This window comes from Desmonostoc vinosum (genome assembly GCF_059505385.1).
On the sequence record NZ_JCACKM010000234.1, the window covers coordinates 1 to 19,815 of the forward strand.

Annotated in this window: 16 protein-coding genes; 6 read left to right on the top strand and 10 right to left on the bottom strand. The window is 42.8% G+C overall.

The features are described 5' to 3' along the window. Window positions 1-374: 374 nt before the first annotated feature. The 4 genes from pstB to pstS form a co-directional block, all read right to left on the bottom strand. Window positions 375-1,178, bottom strand: coding sequence for a phosphate ABC transporter ATP-binding protein PstB (gene pstB / locus AC5JMF_RS26750; RefSeq protein ID WP_495798742.1), 804 nt, complete (start codon window positions 1,176-1,178; stop codon window positions 375-377). A 54-nt stretch (window positions 1,179-1,232) separates the two neighbouring features. Further along, window positions 1,233-2,114: a phosphate ABC transporter permease PstA gene (gene pstA, locus AC5JMF_RS26755; RefSeq protein WP_495798743.1), complete on the bottom strand. Its 882-nt coding sequence runs from the start codon at window positions 2,112-2,114 to the stop codon at window positions 1,233-1,235. Window positions 2,115-2,133: 19 nt separating this feature from the next. Beyond that, complete coding sequence (gene pstC / locus AC5JMF_RS26760) at window positions 2,134-3,084, bottom strand: phosphate ABC transporter permease subunit PstC (RefSeq protein WP_495798744.1); 951 nt, start codon at window positions 3,082-3,084, stop codon at window positions 2,134-2,136. 167 nt (window positions 3,085-3,251) lie between these two features. After that, the gene (gene pstS, locus AC5JMF_RS26765; protein WP_495798745.1) at window positions 3,252-4,433 is read right to left on the bottom strand and encodes a phosphate ABC transporter substrate-binding protein PstS; all 1,182 of its coding nucleotides are present in this window, start codon (window positions 4,431-4,433) and stop codon (window positions 3,252-3,254) included. A 714-nt stretch (window positions 4,434-5,147) separates the two neighbouring features. Here pstS and AC5JMF_RS26770 point away from each other — a divergent pair. Next, on the top strand, window positions 5,148-5,735 hold the full coding sequence (locus tag AC5JMF_RS26770; RefSeq protein WP_495798746.1) for a biotin transporter BioY: 588 nt from the start codon (window positions 5,148-5,150) through the stop codon (window positions 5,733-5,735). Between the two features lie 189 nt (window positions 5,736-5,924). Continuing rightward, window positions 5,925-6,455 (top strand): signal peptidase II, encoded by a 531-nt coding sequence (gene lspA, locus AC5JMF_RS26775; RefSeq protein WP_495798747.1) that lies wholly within the window; start codon window positions 5,925-5,927, stop codon window positions 6,453-6,455. A 219-nt stretch (window positions 6,456-6,674) separates the two neighbouring features. Here the strand turns inward: lspA and AC5JMF_RS26780 are convergent, their stop codons facing one another. Continuing rightward, window positions 6,675-7,397, bottom strand: coding sequence for a hypothetical protein (locus AC5JMF_RS26780; protein WP_495798748.1), 723 nt, complete (start codon window positions 7,395-7,397; stop codon window positions 6,675-6,677). 436 nt (window positions 7,398-7,833) lie between these two features. Between AC5JMF_RS26780 and AC5JMF_RS26785 the strand changes: the two genes are divergently transcribed. Beyond that, window positions 7,834-10,104, top strand: a complete 2,271-nt coding sequence (locus AC5JMF_RS26785) for a transglycosylase domain-containing protein (protein ID WP_495798749.1) — start codon at window positions 7,834-7,836, stop codon at window positions 10,102-10,104. A gap of 104 nt (window positions 10,105-10,208) precedes the next feature. On the opposite strand, the gene AC5JMF_RS26790 is transcribed toward AC5JMF_RS26785, so the two are convergent. Both AC5JMF_RS26790 and AC5JMF_RS26795 read right to left on the bottom strand, forming a co-directional pair. Continuing rightward, the gene (locus AC5JMF_RS26790) at window positions 10,209-11,657 is read right to left on the bottom strand and encodes a DUF4335 domain-containing protein (protein WP_495798750.1); all 1,449 of its coding nucleotides are present in this window, start codon (window positions 11,655-11,657) and stop codon (window positions 10,209-10,211) included. Continuing rightward, complete coding sequence (locus tag AC5JMF_RS26795; protein WP_495798751.1) at window positions 11,654-12,280, bottom strand: DUF3038 domain-containing protein; 627 nt, start codon at window positions 12,278-12,280, stop codon at window positions 11,654-11,656. The genes AC5JMF_RS26790 and AC5JMF_RS26795 overlap by 4 nt, the downstream gene beginning before the upstream one ends. A 576-nt stretch (window positions 12,281-12,856) precedes the next feature. Between AC5JMF_RS26795 and AC5JMF_RS26800 the strand changes: the two genes are divergently transcribed. The 3 genes from AC5JMF_RS26800 to AC5JMF_RS26810 all read left to right on the top strand — a co-directional run bounded on the left by AC5JMF_RS26800 (window position 12,857) and on the right by AC5JMF_RS26810 (window position 14,894). Next, window positions 12,857-13,375, top strand: coding sequence for an adenine phosphoribosyltransferase (locus tag AC5JMF_RS26800; RefSeq protein ID WP_495798752.1), 519 nt, complete (start codon window positions 12,857-12,859; stop codon window positions 13,373-13,375). Between the two features lie 65 nt (window positions 13,376-13,440). Next, the gene (locus tag AC5JMF_RS26805) at window positions 13,441-14,487 is read left to right on the top strand and encodes an ABC transporter permease (protein WP_495798753.1); all 1,047 of its coding nucleotides are present in this window, start codon (window positions 13,441-13,443) and stop codon (window positions 14,485-14,487) included. 125 nt (window positions 14,488-14,612) lie between these two features. Beyond that, window positions 14,613-14,894: a hypothetical protein gene (locus AC5JMF_RS26810; RefSeq protein ID WP_495798754.1), complete on the top strand. Its 282-nt coding sequence runs from the start codon at window positions 14,613-14,615 to the stop codon at window positions 14,892-14,894. A 2-nt stretch (window positions 14,895-14,896) separates the two neighbouring features. Here the strand turns inward: AC5JMF_RS26810 and AC5JMF_RS26815 are convergent, their stop codons facing one another. The 3 genes from AC5JMF_RS26815 to purL all read right to left on the bottom strand — a co-directional run bounded on the left by AC5JMF_RS26815 (window position 14,897) and on the right by purL (window position 19,724). Next, complete coding sequence (locus AC5JMF_RS26815; protein ID WP_495798755.1) at window positions 14,897-15,463, bottom strand: Uma2 family endonuclease; 567 nt, start codon at window positions 15,461-15,463, stop codon at window positions 14,897-14,899. 120 nt (window positions 15,464-15,583) lie between these two features. Beyond that, window positions 15,584-17,089: an amidophosphoribosyltransferase gene (gene purF / locus AC5JMF_RS26820; protein ID WP_495798756.1), complete on the bottom strand. Its 1,506-nt coding sequence runs from the start codon at window positions 17,087-17,089 to the stop codon at window positions 15,584-15,586. 244 nt (window positions 17,090-17,333) lie between these two features. After that, complete coding sequence (gene purL / locus AC5JMF_RS26825) at window positions 17,334-19,724, bottom strand: phosphoribosylformylglycinamidine synthase subunit PurL (protein WP_495798757.1); 2,391 nt, start codon at window positions 19,722-19,724, stop codon at window positions 17,334-17,336. Window positions 19,725-19,815 lie beyond the last annotated feature (91 nt).

Sequence of the window (19,815 nt, forward strand, 5' to 3'; positions counted from 1 at the left end):
TGAGGCGACTTGCATAAAATTTTACCCTTCAAAACTTTTCAAACAGCCTCTAATATAAAAACAAAAAGCGCTTTCAGAGAAAGCCGCTTTCATAAAATTACAACAATTAGATTTTTGTTTCTAAAATTAATTGAAGCTGCTACGTAACAGCATTTAAAAAGCTACCAAACATCAGTGCTTGAAATATTTGATAAGCTAATAATCATTCAAATTGCATCCCCGCGTCTCCCCTTAAGCGCGTCCTCCGAAGTTTGCTCAACGGGGGGAACCCCCGCACGCAACTTCTCTCCGCGTCTTTCTGAGGCAAAGGATTATGCAAGTTAAAGGCAGATTAGCTTATTCTCAGTAGCAGCTCAATTGGCAATATGTAATGTTTAACCAAATCTGCCACTGACGTAATCTCTAGTGTCTTCCTGCTTAGGATTGTTAAAAATTACTTCTGTTGAATCGTATTCTACTAAATAGCCAGTACGACCTCCTTCAGAGGTGCGAACGTTAAAAAAGGCTGTTTTATCAGATACCCGTGCTGCTTGTTGCATGTTGTGGGTAACGATGACGATGGTGTATAGCTCTTTTAGTTCGTGAATTAGTTCTTCAACGCGCAGGGTAGAGATGGGGTCTAGAGCAGAGCAAGGTTCATCCATTAATATAACCTCTGGCTGAGTAGCGATCGCTCGCGCAATGCACAACCGCTGTTGTTGTCCACCAGATAGGGAGGAACCGCTTTGCCGCAGTTTATCTTTGACTTCATCCCACAAAGCTGCTTGTCGCAGGCTCCGTTCTACCAATTCGTCAAAGTTACCTTTGTAGCCGTTGATTTTAGCACCGAAAGTAATATTGTCGTAAATTGATTTAGGGAATGGGTTAGGTCTTTGAAACACCATCCCAATTCGCCGACGCACTTCTACAGCATCAATGTCGGGTGCATACAAGTTTTTATCATAAAAATAAACTTGACCTTCTGCCCGAAATGACTCAATCAAATCATTGAGACGGTTATAGCATCGCAGTAACGTACTCTTACCACAGCCTGAAGGGCCAATAAAAGCTGTTACCCGATTTTTCGGGATATCTAGCCAGATATTCTGTAAGGCGAGAAACTTACCGTAGTAAACGTTGAGGTTTTCTGTGCGTAAGACGGTTCCAGTGTCGTTTACTGTGTCAATATTAGTAGCCATAAATGCTCGCTTGTGAATTTTAGCGGTGAAAATGCGCTTTTTAAGACTATTTGACTATGCTTTCTGGCGAGTTGCCCAGCGAGCAATAATACTTGTAATCAGAACCATCAATACTAAGATTAAAGATGCTGCCCAAGCTAATGACTGCCAATTTTTAAACGGAGAAATCGCATATTTGTAAACCAAGACAGCAAGAGAGGCTGTTGGTTGGAATATGCTATCTGGCCAAAAGTTAGAGAACAAAGCTGTAAATAGTAATGGTGCAGTTTCCCCAGATGCCCGTGCGATCGCTAGGGTTGCCCCAGTTACAATTGCTGGTAAAGCTGCTGGTAATACTACCTGACTCACTGTTTGAAAGTTAGTTGCTCCTAATCCCACTGACGCTTGTCGCAAATCTTGTGAGACTAACTGTAATGCTTCATCAGTAGTTCTGACAATAATCGGTAGCATCAAGATTGCTAGCGCAAATCCTCCACCTAAAGCTGAATATGAGCCTAGATTGAGTTTTACTAATGTCAAAACTATGATCCCATATGCAAATACCCCAGCAATAATCGAAGGAACTCCACTAAGAACGTTGGCAGCAAAACGTATCCATCTAGCTGTTTGAGCAGAACTAAATTCTGTTAAATAAATTGCTGCTATTATACCAAGCGGGATACTAATTAATCCCCCAATTCCTACCATTAGCAACGTCCCCAATATTGCATTACCAAAGCCTCCTCCTTTTTGTAGGGCTTTGGGTGGTAGTTCAAAAAAAACGCTGGGACTAAGACTGCTAAAGCCTTGAATCAAGACATAAGAAAGTACAGCCAATAAAGGCAACAGCGCTAATGCTCCACAGATAAATGCTACTACAGTCATCACCGTGTTAAATAATGTCCGGGGAGATGACGCAGAGCGAGTTAAACTGCGTTCAGGATAACTAGAAGTCATAATTCAATCCACAATTATGCTAAATTCGCTTGACTCTCAGAACAACCAACTCTGCTAAAACATTGACGACAAGCGTCAAGAAAAATAGAACTAAAGCGGCATACATTAAAGCTCCAACTTGTAGTCCACTGGCTTCAGCGAATTGATTTGCTAGTAGAGAAGAAATGGTGTTAGCTGGTGCGAAAAGTGAGATATTGATGTTATTGGAGTTTCCAATTAACATCGTTACAGCCATTGTTTCTCCCATTGCTCTACCAAGCGCTAGCATTACAGCACTAACGATACCCGAAAATGCAGCTGGAATCAGAACCTGCAAAATAGTTTCCCAACGCGTTGCACCTAGCCCCACAGATGCTTGACGTAAACTTGATGGTACTGAGATCAAAGCATCACGAGATATGGCTGTGATGATAGGCAAAGTCATAATTCCTAAAATGACTCCCGCAGGCAGCATTCCTGGCCCTGTTGGTGAGGTGCTAAAAATTGGCAACCAACCAAAGGAACCGTTAAGCCATTTTCCTAAATTGTTTAAAATCGGAATTAAAACAAAAATTCCCCAGACTCCGTAAACAACACTGGGAATAGCTGCAAGTAGTTCTACTAAAAACACTAATACTAGCCGTGCTTTTGAGGGAAGAAAATTCTCACTCAGTAAAACAGCAGTACCAACACCGATTGGTACTGCTATCAAAAGACCAATTAAAGAACTCACAAGAGTTCCGTAAATATGAGGTAGTACCCCATACTCATCATTGACTGGGTTCCAAGTACTTTTAACTAGAAAGGCGGCACCAAATTCTTGAATAGCAGGCCAAGCGCCGATTGCCACTTGCGCTGCAATCCATAATAAAGTGCCTGCGATCGCCAAAGCAAAAACTTTTGTGAGTAAAATAAAGCCGCGATCTAGCGACTTTTCTACTTCGGAGCGATTTTTAATCGCTGAAGATAAATTTTGAGCAGGTGCAGTCATGACTACCGACAGAAACAACTAAAATCTAAGAAAATGTGGGAGCAAGCTAAACTACTAGCATAATTTGTGCTTGTTTTTTTGAAAGACTTCAGCAACTTGGAATTTCAAATTGCCAACCTCATCAAGCCACATGTTTAGAGAAAGCATAAAATGACTATTGCTTGAGGCTATTTGCTGGCGCTAGGGCCATCGCTAACGGCAATTTTGTACTCTGGACTGATTTGATCAGCAGCAGCAGCCACTTTGGAAATTACATTTTTGGGTAGACGAACATAACCTAGCTTGGTAGCTTCATTTTGACCTTCATTCAAGCCATACTCAATCGCCACTTCTACTGCCTTGGCTTTGGCTGCATCTGGATATTTCTTGTAAACCATAACCCACGTGTAGGTGACGATGGGATAAGAATCAGCTCCCTCTGGATCTGTAATGAAGGCACGAAGATTCTCTGGTAAAGTTACTGATTCAAGTGTTTTAGATGCTGACTCGTCATTAGCAGTAATAAATTTACCACCTTTATTTTCTAAAGCAGCAAATTTGAGATCATTTTGTTTAGCGTAGCCATACTCAACATAACCAATAGAACCTTGGGTTTGTTGGACTTGAGCGGTAACACCCTCATTTCCTTTAGCACCAACTCCTACAGGCCAGTTGACAGTTTTACCTTCGCCGACTTTATCTTTCCATTCCGGATTAATAGCGCTGAGATGTTTTGTAAACACACCTGTAGTACCGCTACCATCGGAACGATAAACAACCGTAATGGGCTGGTTAGGAAGCTTAGCATTGGGGTTAGCGGCAGCTATTTTGGCATCATTCCAATTTTTAATTTTGCCTAGTAAGATGTCAGTATAGACTGCTCGTGGTAACTTGAGTTCTGGAACATCTGGTAAGTTGTAAGCCAAGACAATGCTGCCAGCTGTCATCGGCAACATAATCACGCCTTTATCTTGTGGAACTTTCTTGATTTCATCGTCTTTCATGGCAACATCGCTAGCACCAAAGTCCACAGTGCCTTTGATAAATTGCTCAACTCCAGCACCACTACCAACTGACTCGTAGTTAACTTGCAGGTTCGGATATTTTTTGTTTAAATCAGTAAACCAGGTTTGGTACAGCGGTGCTGGAAAAGAGGCACCTGCTCCTGTCAACTTGACGTTCCCGCCCAAATCTAACTTGGAGGGGCTAGAAGCTGTGGTATCTTTAGCTGTGCCAGAAGAAGTGTCCTTTGTAGTTGTATTGTCTGAAGCTTGCTGTCCATTACAAGCAGCTAGTCCGAGTGTCAGTGCTAACACTGATATTAAAGCTGTAATGCGGTTATTTTTTATTGTGCTGAGAGGTGGAAACATTGCTGTCAATTTTTTAGTAAATTTCCAGGTTAGCGTATCTAAGATACCCTTAAAGTGTAGTGAAGAAGGTAAACAAAAGGTTAACAAAATCAAAAATGCATACTTTTTTAAAGAAATCTTAAATATTTATTTTTGTCGTATTTGATATATTTTATACTTTTACTCTAGTGTTTTAGTGATAAATAGCACTTAATAAAAATCTTATTTACATATTTACAAAATTCACTTATTGGTGTATGTGAATGTCAGATGTGAAAGTTTATGTCAACAGATAAAAAAGTATGATATCTTGATATATTTAATAAGCTTTAGAAATTTAAAGAATACTTATTTTAGTTACAGAACCTACGTAATCTGGAAGCAAATATATAATTGCGAGGATTAAGTGATGCGATCGCTCAAACTCAAATAGAAATAAATTTAGCAACTAAACAAAAACACTGTGCATATTAGGCAGTGGGTCTCTTGTAATAGTTGAATTTTGTTTTACTAGATTAAGTTTAAGTTAAGTACCAAAAGTAAAGCTCAGCTTTACTCAAAAAATCAAACTACAGACTTTGAAGCTGAGATTTTTCCAACTAGAAAGCTACATGCTAAACAAACAATCTGCTAGCTCTTAAGATATCTGAATAATATTTGTGCAGATACTAAATATTTAATACTGACCGCTGTTAATTTTCTTTTTTGCCTTTCCCCTTTTGCTTAACATAATAGATGTTTGCTGCTTCTAATCAATTACTATGGTCTATGATTGGCTTGCTCCTGACAATGGGCGGCACATTTCTAGAAGCTTATGGTATTGCCTTACCCTGGAATTGGAGTAAGCAAGGAATTCAAATTTTTTCTCTAGGCGTAACTTTTCAAGTTGGTGCTGTACTACTCGTAGGTTGTTTGGGAGGTAAAAGCGCTGGCGCTCTCTCGCAAATTGCTTATTTAGTCATGGGATTAACTTTGTTACCTGTATTTGCTGATGGCGGCGGTATTGGTTACGTTAAGTTATCACAGTTTGGTTACTTGCTAGGCTTTATACCCGGCGCTTGGATTTGTGGCTTTTTCGCTTTTAAAGCTAGACCTCGATTGGAAACTCTTGCTTTTAGTTGTATTTGTGGCTTGTTAACTGTCCATCTATGCGGTATTACTTATTTGATTATTAGCTATATTTTTCAGTGGAAAGGTACAGAAAATCTACCCTTAGCACAGGCAATTCTTAAGTATTCTTGGTTTGCTCTACCGGGACAATTGGCTGTAGTCTGCTCCATTGCCCTGATAGCATATGTGCTACGACACTTAATGTTTTATTAGTCGTTAGTTCATAGTTCAGAGTCTGTAGTTTTATAGCAGTTCCCATCACATGAGGTACAGTCTAGTCTCTAATTTCTAGCCTCTAGCCTCTAACCTCAACGAAATGTACCTCACTCAAACAAGAAACGCTATAAGATTGACTGTTGAATCTTGACTGTTGATTTTGACTCTTGACTCTATAACTAATTCATGATGTTTTTATTCAAAAATCTCCTTTTTTGGGCTGCTGCTTTCTTAGCCGTTATTTTAGACCGACTAACAAAAAACTGGGTAGTAGGAGTGTATAAATCTTGGCCTTTAGAAAGCGTAATTGATCCCAAAACAGGCAATATTATATACAGGCATTCCCTACCATTAATACAAAGTATATTTCACTTTACCTATATTACAAATGATGGTGCAGCTTTTAGTATACTTAGTGGACGGGTGGATTTATTACGTTGGCTATCATTGGCAGTGAGTTTAGTATTGATAGCATTCGCATTGTTTGGCCCCGCTTTAGATCTTTGGGAACAGTTGGGTTATGGTCTAATTTTAGGTGGAGCTATAGGAAATGGTATTGATCGCTTTATGTTAAGCTACGTTATCGATTTTCTAGATTTTCGCTTGATTAATTTTGCTGTATTTAATGTGGCGGATTCATTTATTAGTATTGGTATTGTTTGCCTACTAATTGCTTCTTTTAAGAAAACACCGAATTCTAGCCGTAGGTCTCGCTAACCAAAATCTTATACTAATTCGTATTTATTAAGTGTAAAGCCTGGAGTTATCAACCCCAGGCTTTACACTTATGAACTAAATTTTTTTTAGTGCTAGATACAAGAACTTGAGCTATTAAACCTAGCGCTTTTTATCGCTGAGTAACTAATGCTGTCTATGTAATTAGCCAGATGCACCAATGATCTTTGATGGCAAGGTTATTATATTTCGCCCAAGCTTTTAATTACCCGTAGGGGAAGTATTTGGTACACCAGAGTCAGGAACTGTACCAGGAGAAGTGCTACCTGGTTCGGTAGTGCTGCTAGGGCTAGGCTCAGGTGTGGTTCCTGGTGTCATGTTGCTAGGGCTAGGCTCAGGTGTGGTTCCTGGTGTTATGTTGCTAGGGCTAGTCTCAGGTGTGGTTCCTGGGGTAGGAGTTACGCTACCAGGAATGGTGGTATCCGGTGTGGTTCCTGGGGTAGGAGTTACGCTACCAGGAATGGTGGTATCCGGTGTGGTTCCTGGTGTGGGAGTTATGCTACCAGGAGTGGTAGTATCCGGTGTGGTTCCTGGGGTAGGAGTTACGCTACCAGGAATGGTGGTATCCGGTGTGGGAGTTACGCTACCAGGAATAGTGGTATCCGGTGTAGTTCCTGGTGTAGGAGTTACGCTATCAGGATTGGTGGTTTCCGAAGGTGTACTTTCTGGTACTGTGGTGCTACCGGGAGTGGTGGGCGTAACTGCTGTGCCACCTGAACAACGGGAATTGAGTGGGTAATTTTTACATAGAATTCTTAGCCCTTCTTCTGAGAGCTGGAATTCTTCCGGTTTTTCCGTTGGCGAACTAGTGGATGAGTTATTGGATTCGGTGGGGGAGTTACTGGATTGGGCGACAGCAACACCGCCAGCGGTGAGCGCCAAGGATAGAGCTGTACCAATCAAAGACAGAGATTTTCCCTTCATTCTAAAATTAACCTCAACGGAACACTCCGCTTATTAAATCAGACAACAGAATTTATAAAATCTTCCTAAATGTAGATGTATAGATTTACTTCAGAATATGTGGATATATTAAAGCGGTAAAAAATAAATCCTTTGTTTATTGATCACTAGTTGCTAGAAATACAAAATTAAAGTATTAAATTTCTATGTTAAACTGACACAACTATGATAAAGTAAGCGTTTTAAGAAATAATATAAAATTGATACTTAATCTAGAAAGTAATCATCAATGATTACTGAAACTACGGAAAACTATTAATTTGAAAGTCAAAATTAAATCAACAATAATTCAGTACAGCCAATTTCTACTTTGGCTTATGAGTAAAATGGTGAAAGACTAGCTTCAAAGTTGTAAGCCGCTCGATTCTGCACTAGCAAAATGTGATGTAGATAGCCAATGAGTTCTCCCCAGCCCCCTCAAAAGCCACAAACGTTCCTTGGTCAACTGACTCAAGCAGTACATACTGTACAAGCCAGGGTAGATTTTTCCAAACTGGCGCTAAAACCAAATGCCAAAGTCCCAGAACTTTGGGTGCAGGATGCGGGGGCGGACAAAGCGGAGGTATATCCGCTGTTGGGCGATCGCTATAAACTAGGTCGCAGTTCTAAATCTTGCGATATCGTTATTCGTAACCCTGTTGTTAGCCAAACTCATTTGTCACTAACGCGGGATTCCACTCAACGCAAATCAGTTTTCGTCATCAAAGACGAAAATTCCACTAATGGCATTTATCGTGGTAAGCGTCGCGTCAATTCATTAGAATTGCGTCACGGCGATATTTTGACATTAGGGCCGCCAGAACTTGCTGCTTCCGTGCGGTTACAATATGTAGACCCACCACCTTGGTATGTCAAAGCCGCAACTTGGACTGGTTATGGTATTGGTGGTGCGAGTGCCTTACTAGCATTGGTAATTGGCGTTGAATGGTTGAAATTTTCTGTAAGACCTCTACCCACAGCCACTCGTGCGCCAGTAATTGTTTATGCCCGTGATGGTTCTACCCCATTACGCGAGCCTCGCACAACCTCCCACGTCGATATGAAGCGATTGGAGGATTTTGGCCCTTATTTGCCTGCTGCTGTGGTAGCCTCTGAGGATAGCCGTTATTACTGGCACTTTGGCGTCGATCCACTGGGAATTTTACGAGCCATATTAATCAACAGCCGCACTGGAGATGTCCAACAAGGAGCTAGTACTGTTACCCAGCAAGTTGCTCGCAGTTTGTTCCGTGATTATGTAGGTAGGCAAGATACCCTCGGACGCAAATTACGCGAGGCGGTAGTCTCCCTAAAGCTGGAAGCGTTTTACAGTAAAGACGAGATTTTACTAACCTACTTAAATCGGGTTTTTTTAGGAGCAGATACCTCTGGTTTTGAGGATGCAGCCCGATATTACTTTGAAAAGTCTGCGAAAGATTTAAGTTTGGCGGAAGCTGCCACACTAGTGGGAATTTTACCTGCTCCCAATGCGTTCGATTTTTGTGGCGATGGGCCGAACAAACTAGAAGCAGCTGAATACCGCAATCGCGTAATTAAGCGGTTGCAAGAGATGGGAAAAATTAAACAAGAGGAAGCAAATAGAGCTAGACGCTCTACTGTGCAAGTTAGTTCTAAAGTTTGCGAACAGCAAGCTAAAACGATCGCTCCCTATTTTTACAGTTATGTCTTTCAAGAACTCGAATCAATCTTGGGAGAAGGAGCGGCAAAAGAGGGTAATTATATCATAGAAACCCAGCTTGATCCCGCAATCCAAGCCCAAGCAGAGGTAGCATTACGTAATTCAGTTAACCGTACTGGTGCAAGTTTGAAATATTCTCAAGGGGCGATCGTTACCCTTGACTCTAGTACGGGTGGTATTTTGGCAATGGTGGGTGGAACTGATTATAAAAAAAGTCAGTTTAATCGGGCTGTTCAAGCCAAAAGACAACCAGGTTCCACTTTCAAAATTTTTGCTTATACTGCCGCTATCCAACAGGGTTTTTCCCCATCTAGAACTTATTCTTGCGCTCCCTTAACCTGGCAAGGCTTCACATACAAACCCTGCCGTGTCGGTGCTGAAACTAGCTTAGATATTGCCACAGGGTTGGCTTTATCAGAAAATCCAATCGCCTTACGAGTCGCTCAAGATGTAGGGTTAGATAAAGTGGTAGCGATGGCCCAGCGTTTAGGAATCAAATCTTCCCTCGACCCCGTTCCAGGGCTGGTATTGGGTCAAAGCGTAGTCAATGTTTTAGAAATGACAGGTGCTTTTGGCGCTATTGGTAATCGTGGTGTCTGGAATCCTCCCCACGCAATTAGCCGGATTTTAGATAGTGGTGATTGCAAAGACCGCAACGATATCAAAACCTGCCGTGTGATTTACTCCTTTGATCAAAATCCCGACGCCAACAAACGAGTACTCAGGTCTAGCATCACCGATGATATGACAGATTTAATGCGCGGAGTTGTTACCAGAGGTACTGGTAGAAGTGCTGCCATTGGAGAAGGGGAAGCTGGCAAAACAGGCACAACTAACGATAACGTTGACTTGTGGTTTATTGGCTTTATTCCCAGTCGGCGACTTGTAACTGGTATTTGGTTAGGAAATGATGATAATTCTCCAACCAGAGGCAGCAGTGCCCAAGCAGCACTACTCTGGGGAAATTATATGGGTAGGATTACAAGGTGAATTGGAGAATGGGGAATGGGGAATGGGGAATTTTCACTTGTCATTGATTATTCCCCGCGTCCCCGCGTCCCCGCGTCCCCGTGTCCCCAATCCCCAATCCCCAATCACTGATACCCTCGCCAAGGAGTTACTTCTAATTTCCCACTAGGCTTGAATATGACTTGGAAGTGGGCAAGAGGCTCTTTATTGTTTGGAGCAGCTACATTAGAGCCATAAATTTCTTGATATAACTTAGGCAAGGGTGTTTGTTTAGCATAATCATAGGCTGCGGGATTGAGCGTTTCATAATCCGTGAGCTTACCATCTTTATTAACTGCAACTCGATACCTTAAGTCTCCGGTAAAGGTAGGAGTACCACCCCATCTTTGGCGAACTGTACTATAAAGCTTTTGGTTGAGGCTTTTGATTGTATTTGCATCAGTAATTTTTGTCCCAATTACATCTGGTTTGCCAGTGTATCCTAACCAAGGACTAACTTCTGGCACACCTCTTCTAGTAAAGACTACTCGGAATTGGGCTATTGGTTCGTTAGCACCAAGAGCGCGTTTAGCAGGGTTGTAAAGTAAATTAGGTAAAGGTGTTTGGTCTACTGCCTCATTTGCTAACTCATTCACAGCTTTATAGCCAACGATCGCACCATCAGCAGCCACACCTACACGATAGACTAAATCCTGTTTAATTTGAGAGCGATTGATCCAAGCTGGATGAATTTGGTTCCAAAGTTGACGTTTTAAGAAGTGTAGCTGAGATGCATCAGTAATTTCCGGGACTGTCTTTAAAAGTGCTTCTAAGTCCTTAACTGCTGGTGTTGTAGTTGTGGTGGGGGTGGGGGTGGGGGTTGGTGCTGCTATTGGTGTTGTTTTGCCGATTGATGCTGCTGTAGTTGATGCAGGGGAAGATATCGGATTGGGTGTTGTCGAGCTAGTTTGCTCACTTGTTTGAGGCTGCGGCCGTACTTGGGGCGGAGGAATCAAGTTAAAGGCGATCGCCGCTACTGCTAAACTGGAGACTCCGATAGTAGCAGGCACTGCTTGCTTGAGTAATGCCTGGCTAGCGCCACCATAGCGCCTAGTAACTGGTTGCAGTTCTAGTGAAAGTTCAGGCAAAGTTTGAGTGTCAGCAAAAAACTGATCAACGGCTTCGATTAAGTCAAATAACTGTACTGTGTTCAAATCTAGTTGCGTGGATCTTTGAGCATAGCTATGAGGATTAGACTTAAAACCCTCTGGATTTCCCTCCGAATACACAACTAGCCTGTGTCGATTGCTACTAATTTTCTGAAATTCTACTAGCTCTGACTCTTGATTATGTGCTTGTGGGTTTGGGACACTACTGAGAAATTCTTGGGCATAACCGCTAACTGCTCTAACCAAACTTTCAAAAAATTCTCTTCCACCCGCTAAGGGTTGATAACCAGATAAACAGCATTCTGCATTTACTAGTATGGACAGTTCTGGGCGTAGTTCTTGAAAGTGTGCAGCTCTTGTAACATCGCTTAATCCTTCTAAAAGCAGCGTACAATTAGGTAGACTGTACTTACGTTGGATATTCATTCCACTTCACCGTCAAATAAACTGATCCAGAACCGCTGCATTCCAGCTGTACCAGTACAAAATAGTAATTTTCCTAATAGAGTTATCGCTAGATCATCCAATTTTTCATCGGAAGTTAACGCTAGCACGCCAGAACGTCGAGTATTCATCCGACTCTTAAAATGCGCTCTAAATCGCTCTAGGTAATTGGATAGCCGCAAATTCTGTTCTAATGGAATCTGCTTTTCATCCATTTGTTGATAAATCATTAGCAACTGGCGGATAACAACAGTTAAACGTCGCGCTATGTAGCAAGCAATGATCACCAAAGCTTTCGCTTCCATAATAGTCAAAGGGCGGCGCATATGCGCTCGTCGCAGCGGGTTAGAGCTACGCATCCGCCATAAATTTACTCTGTCCTTAATAATTCCTTTGAGATCCAACTCTTGAGCAAAAGCTAAAATCGCTTCCGAACCACCAAGCTCTAAAGCTTCTATTGCCAGTAAAATGAGGTCAATCTGCAACCGTGTTCTTTGGGGACATTCCTTGGTAGCGATCGCAGGATCTGGTAGAGTGTCCAGAATCATTGGTAGTGACTGAGAGGTTGGACTGTTGAACGGCGTTAAACTTGCGGAGACATTCATTCTATAAAATACCTTGTGCGGTTCCAACAGACTAGTACCGCTTTGTGGAATTCAAAATTCAAAACTTAACACCTCGGATACGCTCGGTGTTGACCTGAGCTTAGTCGAAGGGTCAAAATTCAAAAACTCGTAACTAAAAAGTTTTTGAGCTTTTGTCAGAATATATCTCTATTTCCACCGTGATGTACTAGGTAAAACAAATTTAAGATAGGCAGACAGACAAGAATATTCAGACTTGTATCGCCAGTAATATTACTTAATGTATACATGACTTACGCTTTCTGCTCAAAAGTTTCCGTATACTGAGACCAAAATTTTAAAGCATCAGTTAATCACCTCGTTTGCCAGTGCAATATTGTTTCTAGCTTGGTTTAAATTCTAATTATCGTCAATGAATGACAAAACTTTAGCGTTGAACCCCAGCGTATGACATTATAGTGTACGATTTTTCAGATAATGGGGACTGGGTACTGGGTACTGGGTACTGGTGACTGGGGACTGGGTAATTATCTATCTCCCTCATCTTCCTACTCCCTACTCCCTACTCCCCACTCCCTACTCCCCATTCCCTACTTTATGAATTTAAAATCTCTTATTCGTGAAATCCCAGATTTTCCCAAACCCGGAATTTTATTTCGGGATATTACTACATTACTACGAGATTCAGAGGGTTTGCGCTATACAATTGACTTTTTTGCCCAAAAATGCATCGAAGCTGAACTGAGAGCAGATTACGTTTTAGGGATGGAGTCACGAGGTTTTATTTTTGGTTCACCTCTAGCTTATAAATTGGGAGCAGGTTTTATTCCTGTTCGCAAAAGAGGTAAGTTACCAGCAGCAGTACACTCAGTTGAGTATGAACTAGAGTATGGTACAGATTGCTTGGAGGTGCATCAAGACGCTTTAGATCGAGGCAGCCGCGTTTTGATTGTAGACGATCTGATCGCTACAGGTGGAACTGCGAGTGCAACAGCAAGGTTAGTACAACAGATTGGCTGTGAACTCGTGGGATTTGGGTTTATTATCGAGCTACAGGATTTACAAGGGCGTAAACATTTACCAGATGTACCAATTATTACTTTGGTTGAATATTAGTCATTAGTCATTAGTCATTGGTATTGACCAAATAAAATTGGCAAAGGACAAGGGACAGAGGACAAATGACAACTACGAAAATTTCCTTAGAAACAAGTTGGAATTGGCTAATTAGGCTAGTCACAAGTGAAACTTTTATATACGTAGTGAAGCGGTTGTTGCAAGCGCTGCTGACTCTGTTTTTGGCGTCGGCAGTGTCGTTTCTAGTGATGCAACTTGCACCAGGGGATTTTGTCACTCAGTTAGAAGCAGATCCCAAAAAATCCAGAGATCAAATTAATGCTTTACGGAAATTTTGGGGCTTGGATAAGTCTTGGTTGGAACAATATTGGCTTTGGCTGTGGAATATTGTGTTGCGAGGGGATTTTGGCCCAAGTTTTTCTTACAAACGGTCAGTAGTATCTTTGTTATGGGAGCGAGTTCCGGCAACTTTGCTATTGGCGATCGCTTCTTTAATTATGACCTGGGCGATCGCCATTCCTTTGGGTATAGTCGCTGCGATTAGGCAAAATCGCTGGACTGATCGCATCCTACAGGTCATTAGTTACACCGGACAAGGATTTCCCAGTTTTATTACCGCCCTACTGCTACTTTTCTTTGCTCAAATCACCTCACCACTATTTCCAGTGGGAGGCATGACTAGCATCAACCACGCAGAACTCAATTGGTTTGGCAAAATTTTAGATATTGGTTGGCACTTAATTTTACCCACAGTTGCCCTTTCGATTACTAGCTTTGCTGGTTTGCAACGCATCACTCGCGGCGAATTATTAGATGTTCTGCGTCAAGATTACATCCAAACCGCACGTGCTAAAGGACTGCCAGAAAACCGGGTAATATATGTTCACGCTCTCCGCAATGCCATCAACCCTTTAATTACTTTGTTGGGATTCGAGTTAGCTAGTTTATTAGGTGGTGCATTCATTGCCGAACAATTCTTTAACTGGCCTGGTTTAGGACGATTGACTTTACAAGCCGTATTGGCTCAAGATTTATATTTAGTTATGGCTAGTTTAGTGATGAGTGCAGTTTTGCTGATTATTGGCAACTTAATTGCTGACTTGATGCTCAAAGCTGCCGATCCGCGTATTCGTCTAGAAGATTTAAATTAGTTGGTTGTTATTGGGAATGGGGAGTAGGGAGTGGGGAGTGGGGAATTGGATTGATATTGCTTATTTCTCACCCAACTTGCTCATCCCCCTCATCCCCCTCATCCCCCTCATCCCCCACACTCCTCATGCTGTCCGAAGTCTACTACCTGGTGCGTTCAAGAACTGATGGTCGTTACCTTACAGCTCGCCCTGATGCTTCGGCATCAGGTTATCTTTTGTTGTTTAGGGAAAACTTTGATGCGATGAGCTATCTCAATACCCATGCAGCAGAAGTGGCAAACCGCTTTACTGTAGAATCGATTCCTGGTACACAGTTGGGAAGTTTGCTCAAACGCTGGGGTTTTATTGGTGTAGGGATTGTTACAGACCCTTTATTACCCAAAGTCGATTTTTTGCAGCATGGTTAAAATCAAGTGAATAAGGGTGCGATCGCACAGGTAAAATTAGGTAATATTGGTGAATTTAGTTCATCACCATTGAATAACGTAGCAACTAACTTTAAAATTCCTTGTTCGCGTTGATAAACCTCTACTTGTTGCTTACGCCAATCCACAATCCAATATTCCCTCACTCCGCGTGAAGAGTACAGCTTTAGTTTAAGTTCTCGATCCCGCTTCTCATTCTCACTACCAACAGATAGTACCTCTACTACTAATTCTGGGGCACCAGTCAAATGTCCCGCCTCATCTAAAAGTAGAGACAATCTCTCATTACTAACCCAGACAACATCAGGAATCACATTATCATTGTCGCCAAAAATTACTCCTGGAGCCGTCACAACTTCTCCAAGACCAGTAGTTTGTGACCAAGTATCTAGGAAAGTGCTAATTCGGACACAGGCTTTTTGATGATTCCAGTGAGGCGCTCTGGTCACAAACAATTCTCCGTCAATAATTTCATAGCGGTTTCCGTTATCTGGAAACAGCTCTAAGTCGGCGGTAGTCCAGCGCACTTTTTCAGTTATCGGCTGGTTCATAAACCATCTTTTAGTTAGAGGATTTACCTATTTTAACTTGGACTGAAACGGGAGTGGGGCGTAGCCCGTGCTGAGTGAGTGTTATTTCTTCTCTGCCTCTGCCTCCCCAGTCCCCAGTCCTTACACCACTACCTTTTCTTTTTCTAAGCTCAACTTAGAACGCTTCACTTGCTCAGGAATCGCTACAGGATAATCTCCAGTGAAACAAGCAGAACAAAAACTATTGGTGTCTTCTCGCGTTGCCTGTAGCATTCCTTCCCAACTGAGATAAGCTAAAGTGTCTACTTCTAACTGTTTGGCAATTTCTTCTACAGACTTGGTAGCAGCAACGAGCTGATCCTGTGTATCGGTGTCAATGCCATAGAAGCAGGGATGAGTCACTGGTGGTGAGGAAATTCGCATATGCACTTCTATTGCACCTGCATCTCGCACCGTCTTGACCAGTTTACGGCTAGTTGTACCTCGGACAATAGAATCATCCACAATCACTACTCGTTTGCCATACAGCACATCTTTGAGGGGATTGAGTTTCATCCGAATACCAGACTCACGCATCGCTTGAGTAGGCTGAATAAAGGTTCGCCCAACATAACGATTCTTAATCAGTCCTTCCGCGTAGGGTATGCCAGAAGCTTGAGAAAATCCAATAGCAGCAGGTACACCAGAATCGGGCACTCCAAAGACAATATCAGCATCTATGAGGGATTCTTCAGCTAGTTGCCGTCCTAATCGCATTCGATAGCTGTACAAACTCTCGCTATTCATGATGCTATCAGGGCGGGCAAAATAAATCATTTCAAAGATACACAGTTTCCTTTGGGGCTTTTGACTCCAATGATAGGAAGCTAAACCTTCGTCGTTAATCCAAACTAATTCACCCGGTTCCACATCCCGTAGGTATTCTGCACCAATAATGTCTAAACCACATGTTTCAGAAGCGAGAACATACCGGACTGGATGATCACCCAAGGTACCAATCACTAGGGGGCGAATGCCATTGGGGTCGCGCACACCCATAAGACCGCTAGGAGTGCCAATTGCTAAGCTAAAAGCTCCTTGACAGCGGTTAAATGCCCGAATTGAACCTTCTAGCCAATCTGCACCAGCATTGATTTCTTGGGCGATCGCAAAAGCAATCATTTCTGAGTCTGTAGACGTAACCAAGTTACATTTATTCTTGAGCAACTCTTCTCGTAACTGTACGGTATTGACTAGATTGCCATTGTGTGATAATGCTAGTGAACCTAAACGAGTTTCGACCACAGCAGGTTGGGCATTAACTCTACGGCTAGAGCCGGTGGTGGAATAACGAGTATGACCAATGGCCAGATCACCAGGTAATTGGCTCAAATTGGATTCATTAAATACCTGTGACACCAACCCCATATCTTTGTGGAGGTGTACTTGATCTCCTGCAAATGTAGCAATCCCAGCTGATTCTTGACCCCTGTGTTGGAGGGCATACAATCCAAAGTAGGTGAGTTTAGCAACATCTTCTTTTGGTGCGTAGATGCCAAAAACCCCACAAGCCTCTTCTGGCTTATCAGGGCGACTTTCATGACTATTGATTGAGTCATGAGTTTGTTGAGAGTATTCATCCAAAGTGACGGGATGGATGGGAATCATGCTAGCTTTGCTCCTGGTGGGGGGTGTGTCAAGTCACCGGCATTGTGTTGATACATGGTCACAACAATCTTAATAAATTGTTAACCACACATTAAAACAGTACCGTACTTATGCTCAGCGATGCCAATATTTGGGAAATGGGGAGTAGGGAGTAGGGAATTGGGAATTGGGAATTGGGATTTTAAGAATTCTTTCCTAGTACCCAGTACCTAGTACCCAGTCCCCAGTCCCCAGTCCCCAGCCTTTACTCTCTCAAAACTTTTGCTAAACGTTCAGAGATGGCGTTGTAATAGCGATCGCTGATATCTTCGATCCTAACTTTGATTAGTGTTTGGTTATCAGTGGTCAAAACCACCAAACCAATGTCGAGATTACCAACTGTACCTATTTTTTGCCAGTCTTGCTCAAGATGTTCTTGTAAGTAGGATTCCCAAATTTCTTGTTGTTCTGAGGCTACAGAAACTACAATTCGCGCCCCACTTTCGCCGAATAGAATTTCATCAAGGCGTTGTAAATGATTACCCGAAATTTCTAAATGAATTTCGGCACCGAGGTTGCCAGCAATGCAACATTCTGCCAAGGTAACTGCCAATCCTCCCTCTGCACAATCATGAGCTGAACGTACCCAACCTGCACGAATTCCCTCGCGGCAAACTTGTTGTACACGGCGTTCTAAATCAAAATTTACCCGTGGCGGTCTTCCGGCGGCAATACTATGAATGGTAGCTAAATACTCAGATGCTCCCAATTCAATTTTAGATTTGGGATTGGGGATTGGGGATAATCCCAGTAAATAAATCACATCGCCACTTGCTTGCCAACCTTGACCGCAAATTTTTGTAATATCAGGAATCAGTCCTACCATCCCAACAACAGGGGTAGGATAAATCGGCTGTGGAACACCTTGGGAATCGAGAGTTTCGTTATATAACGAAACATTCCCGCCTGTAACTGGTGTTGCTAACTCGCGACAACCTTCAGCCAAGCCACGACATGCTTCGGCTAACTGCCAGTAACCAATGGGTTTTTCTGGACTACCAAAATTCAGGTTATCAGTTACTGCCAGAGGTTCTGCACCCACACAGCTAAGATTACGTGCAGCTTCTGCCACTACTGCCTTTGCTCCCTCATAGGGATCAAGGTAAACATAACGAGGATTGCAATCTACTGTAGCCGCCACCCCAGATTGAGGATTGAAACTTTCCCCCTGCTCCCCTGCTCCCCTGCTCCCCTGCCCTTCAAGGGGGCGTAGACGGACAACGGCGGCATCTGCACCACCTGGTAAGATTACGGTATTGTTTTGTACTTGATGGTCATATTGACGATAGACCCAGCGTTTAGAGGCGATCGTAGGCGTACTTAGCAAAGTTAAAAGGATATCGTTCCAACTTTGCAGGCGTCCCTGGATTTCAATACCAGTATTTGTACACTCAGGTAAGGAATCGGGTGTCCACTCCCAAGCTTGACGAGCATATTCTGGTGGTTCTGTCAATAAATCTCGATGGTAAAGTGGGGTATTCTCAGCCAACGCCTCAGCGGGGATTTCTGCTGCTACTTCCCCTCGGAAGAGAATTCGCACGATAGGTTCTGCAATGACTGTACCAGCGACAACAGCCTGAAGCCCCCAACGATGGAAAATGTCAATTAATTCCTGTTCGCGTCCTTTTTGAGCGACGAATAGCATCCGTTCTTGAGATTCTGAAAGCAGGTATTCATAAGGAACCATCTCTGTTTCCCGCACAGGAATCTTATCTAAATCCAGTTCGATTCCTACACCCCCTTTTGCGGCCATTTCTGATGTTGAACAGGTGATCCCTGCTGCACCCATATCTTGGGCGGCGACAACTGCACCTGTCTTGAATGCTTCCAGACAAGCCTCAATTAACGATTTTTCCAAAAACGGATCGCCTACTTGCACAGCAGGACGGTCATCTATTGACTCATTACTCAATTCGGCACTGGCAAAACTCGCACCTCCCATACCATCACGTCCGGTAGTAGAACCAACATACAGCACAGGATTGCCTAAGCCAGAGGCTCCTGATTTGACGATTTCTGCTGTTTCCATTAATCCTAGTGCCATGACGTTCACTAAAGGATTACCAGAGTAAGCCGGGTCAAAGTAAACTTCGCCGCCAACGGTGGGTACTCCGACACTATTACCATAGTGGGCAATCCCTGCTACTACACCGTGGAATAATCGTTGTGTTTTAGCATCTTCTAGAGAGCCGAAGCGCAGCGAGTTTAAGATAGCAATGGGACGCGCCCCCATTGTAAATATATCTCTGAGGATGCCACCTACTCCTGTTGCAGCCCCTTGAAAGGGTTCGACAGCCGAGGGGTGGTTATGAGATTCTATCTTAAACGCTAATTGCAATCCTTTTCCCAGGTCTACAACACCAGCATTTTCACCAGGCCCTACAAGGATACGGGGCCCTGTTGTGGGAAACTGTTTGAGTAAGGGGCGAGAATTTTTGTAACAACAATGCTCTGACCACATCACCCCAAACATTCCCAGTTCAGCTTTGTTAGGATGACGCCCTAAACGACGGACAATTTCTTCGTATTCTTCTGGCTTTATACCTTCAGCGGCAATTTCTTGGGCGGAAAAGGGAGCTTTTGAGGTAGCAGTCATGGAAGTAATGCACCAAGAGGACAGAGCATTATTCTATCGATTTACTTGCCATGGTTGTAGCGCGTTGTTCTCAAAGTTTCTGATCACAGTG

Coding starts and splice junctions, on each gene's coding strand:
- pstB (WP_495798742.1), bottom strand. CDS start 1,178: ATGGCTACTAATATTGACACAGTAAACGACACTGGAACCGTCTTACGC.
- pstA (WP_495798743.1), bottom strand. CDS start 2,114: ATGACTTCTAGTTATCCTGAACGCAGTTTAACTCGCTCTGCGTCATCT.
- pstC (WP_495798744.1), bottom strand. CDS start 3,084: ATGACTGCACCTGCTCAAAATTTATCTTCAGCGATTAAAAATCGCTCC.
- pstS (WP_495798745.1), bottom strand. CDS start 4,433: ATGTTTCCACCTCTCAGCACAATAAAAAATAACCGCATTACAGCTTTA.
- AC5JMF_RS26770 (WP_495798746.1), top strand. CDS start 5,148: ATGTTTGCTGCTTCTAATCAATTACTATGGTCTATGATTGGCTTGCTC.
- lspA (WP_495798747.1), top strand. CDS start 5,925: ATGATGTTTTTATTCAAAAATCTCCTTTTTTGGGCTGCTGCTTTCTTA.
- AC5JMF_RS26780 (WP_495798748.1), bottom strand. CDS start 7,397: ATGAAGGGAAAATCTCTGTCTTTGATTGGTACAGCTCTATCCTTGGCG.
- AC5JMF_RS26785 (WP_495798749.1), top strand. CDS start 7,834: ATGAGTTCTCCCCAGCCCCCTCAAAAGCCACAAACGTTCCTTGGTCAA.
- AC5JMF_RS26790 (WP_495798750.1), bottom strand. CDS start 11,657: ATGAATATCCAACGTAAGTACAGTCTACCTAATTGTACGCTGCTTTTA.
- AC5JMF_RS26795 (WP_495798751.1), bottom strand. CDS start 12,280: ATGAATGTCTCCGCAAGTTTAACGCCGTTCAACAGTCCAACCTCTCAG.
- AC5JMF_RS26800 (WP_495798752.1), top strand. CDS start 12,857: ATGAATTTAAAATCTCTTATTCGTGAAATCCCAGATTTTCCCAAACCC.
- AC5JMF_RS26805 (WP_495798753.1), top strand. CDS start 13,441: ATGACAACTACGAAAATTTCCTTAGAAACAAGTTGGAATTGGCTAATT.
- AC5JMF_RS26810 (WP_495798754.1), top strand. CDS start 14,613: ATGCTGTCCGAAGTCTACTACCTGGTGCGTTCAAGAACTGATGGTCGT.
- AC5JMF_RS26815 (WP_495798755.1), bottom strand. CDS start 15,463: ATGAACCAGCCGATAACTGAAAAAGTGCGCTGGACTACCGCCGACTTA.
- purF (WP_495798756.1), bottom strand. CDS start 17,089: ATGATTCCCATCCATCCCGTCACTTTGGATGAATACTCTCAACAAACT.
- purL (WP_495798757.1), bottom strand. CDS start 19,724: ATGACTGCTACCTCAAAAGCTCCCTTTTCCGCCCAAGAAATTGCCGCT.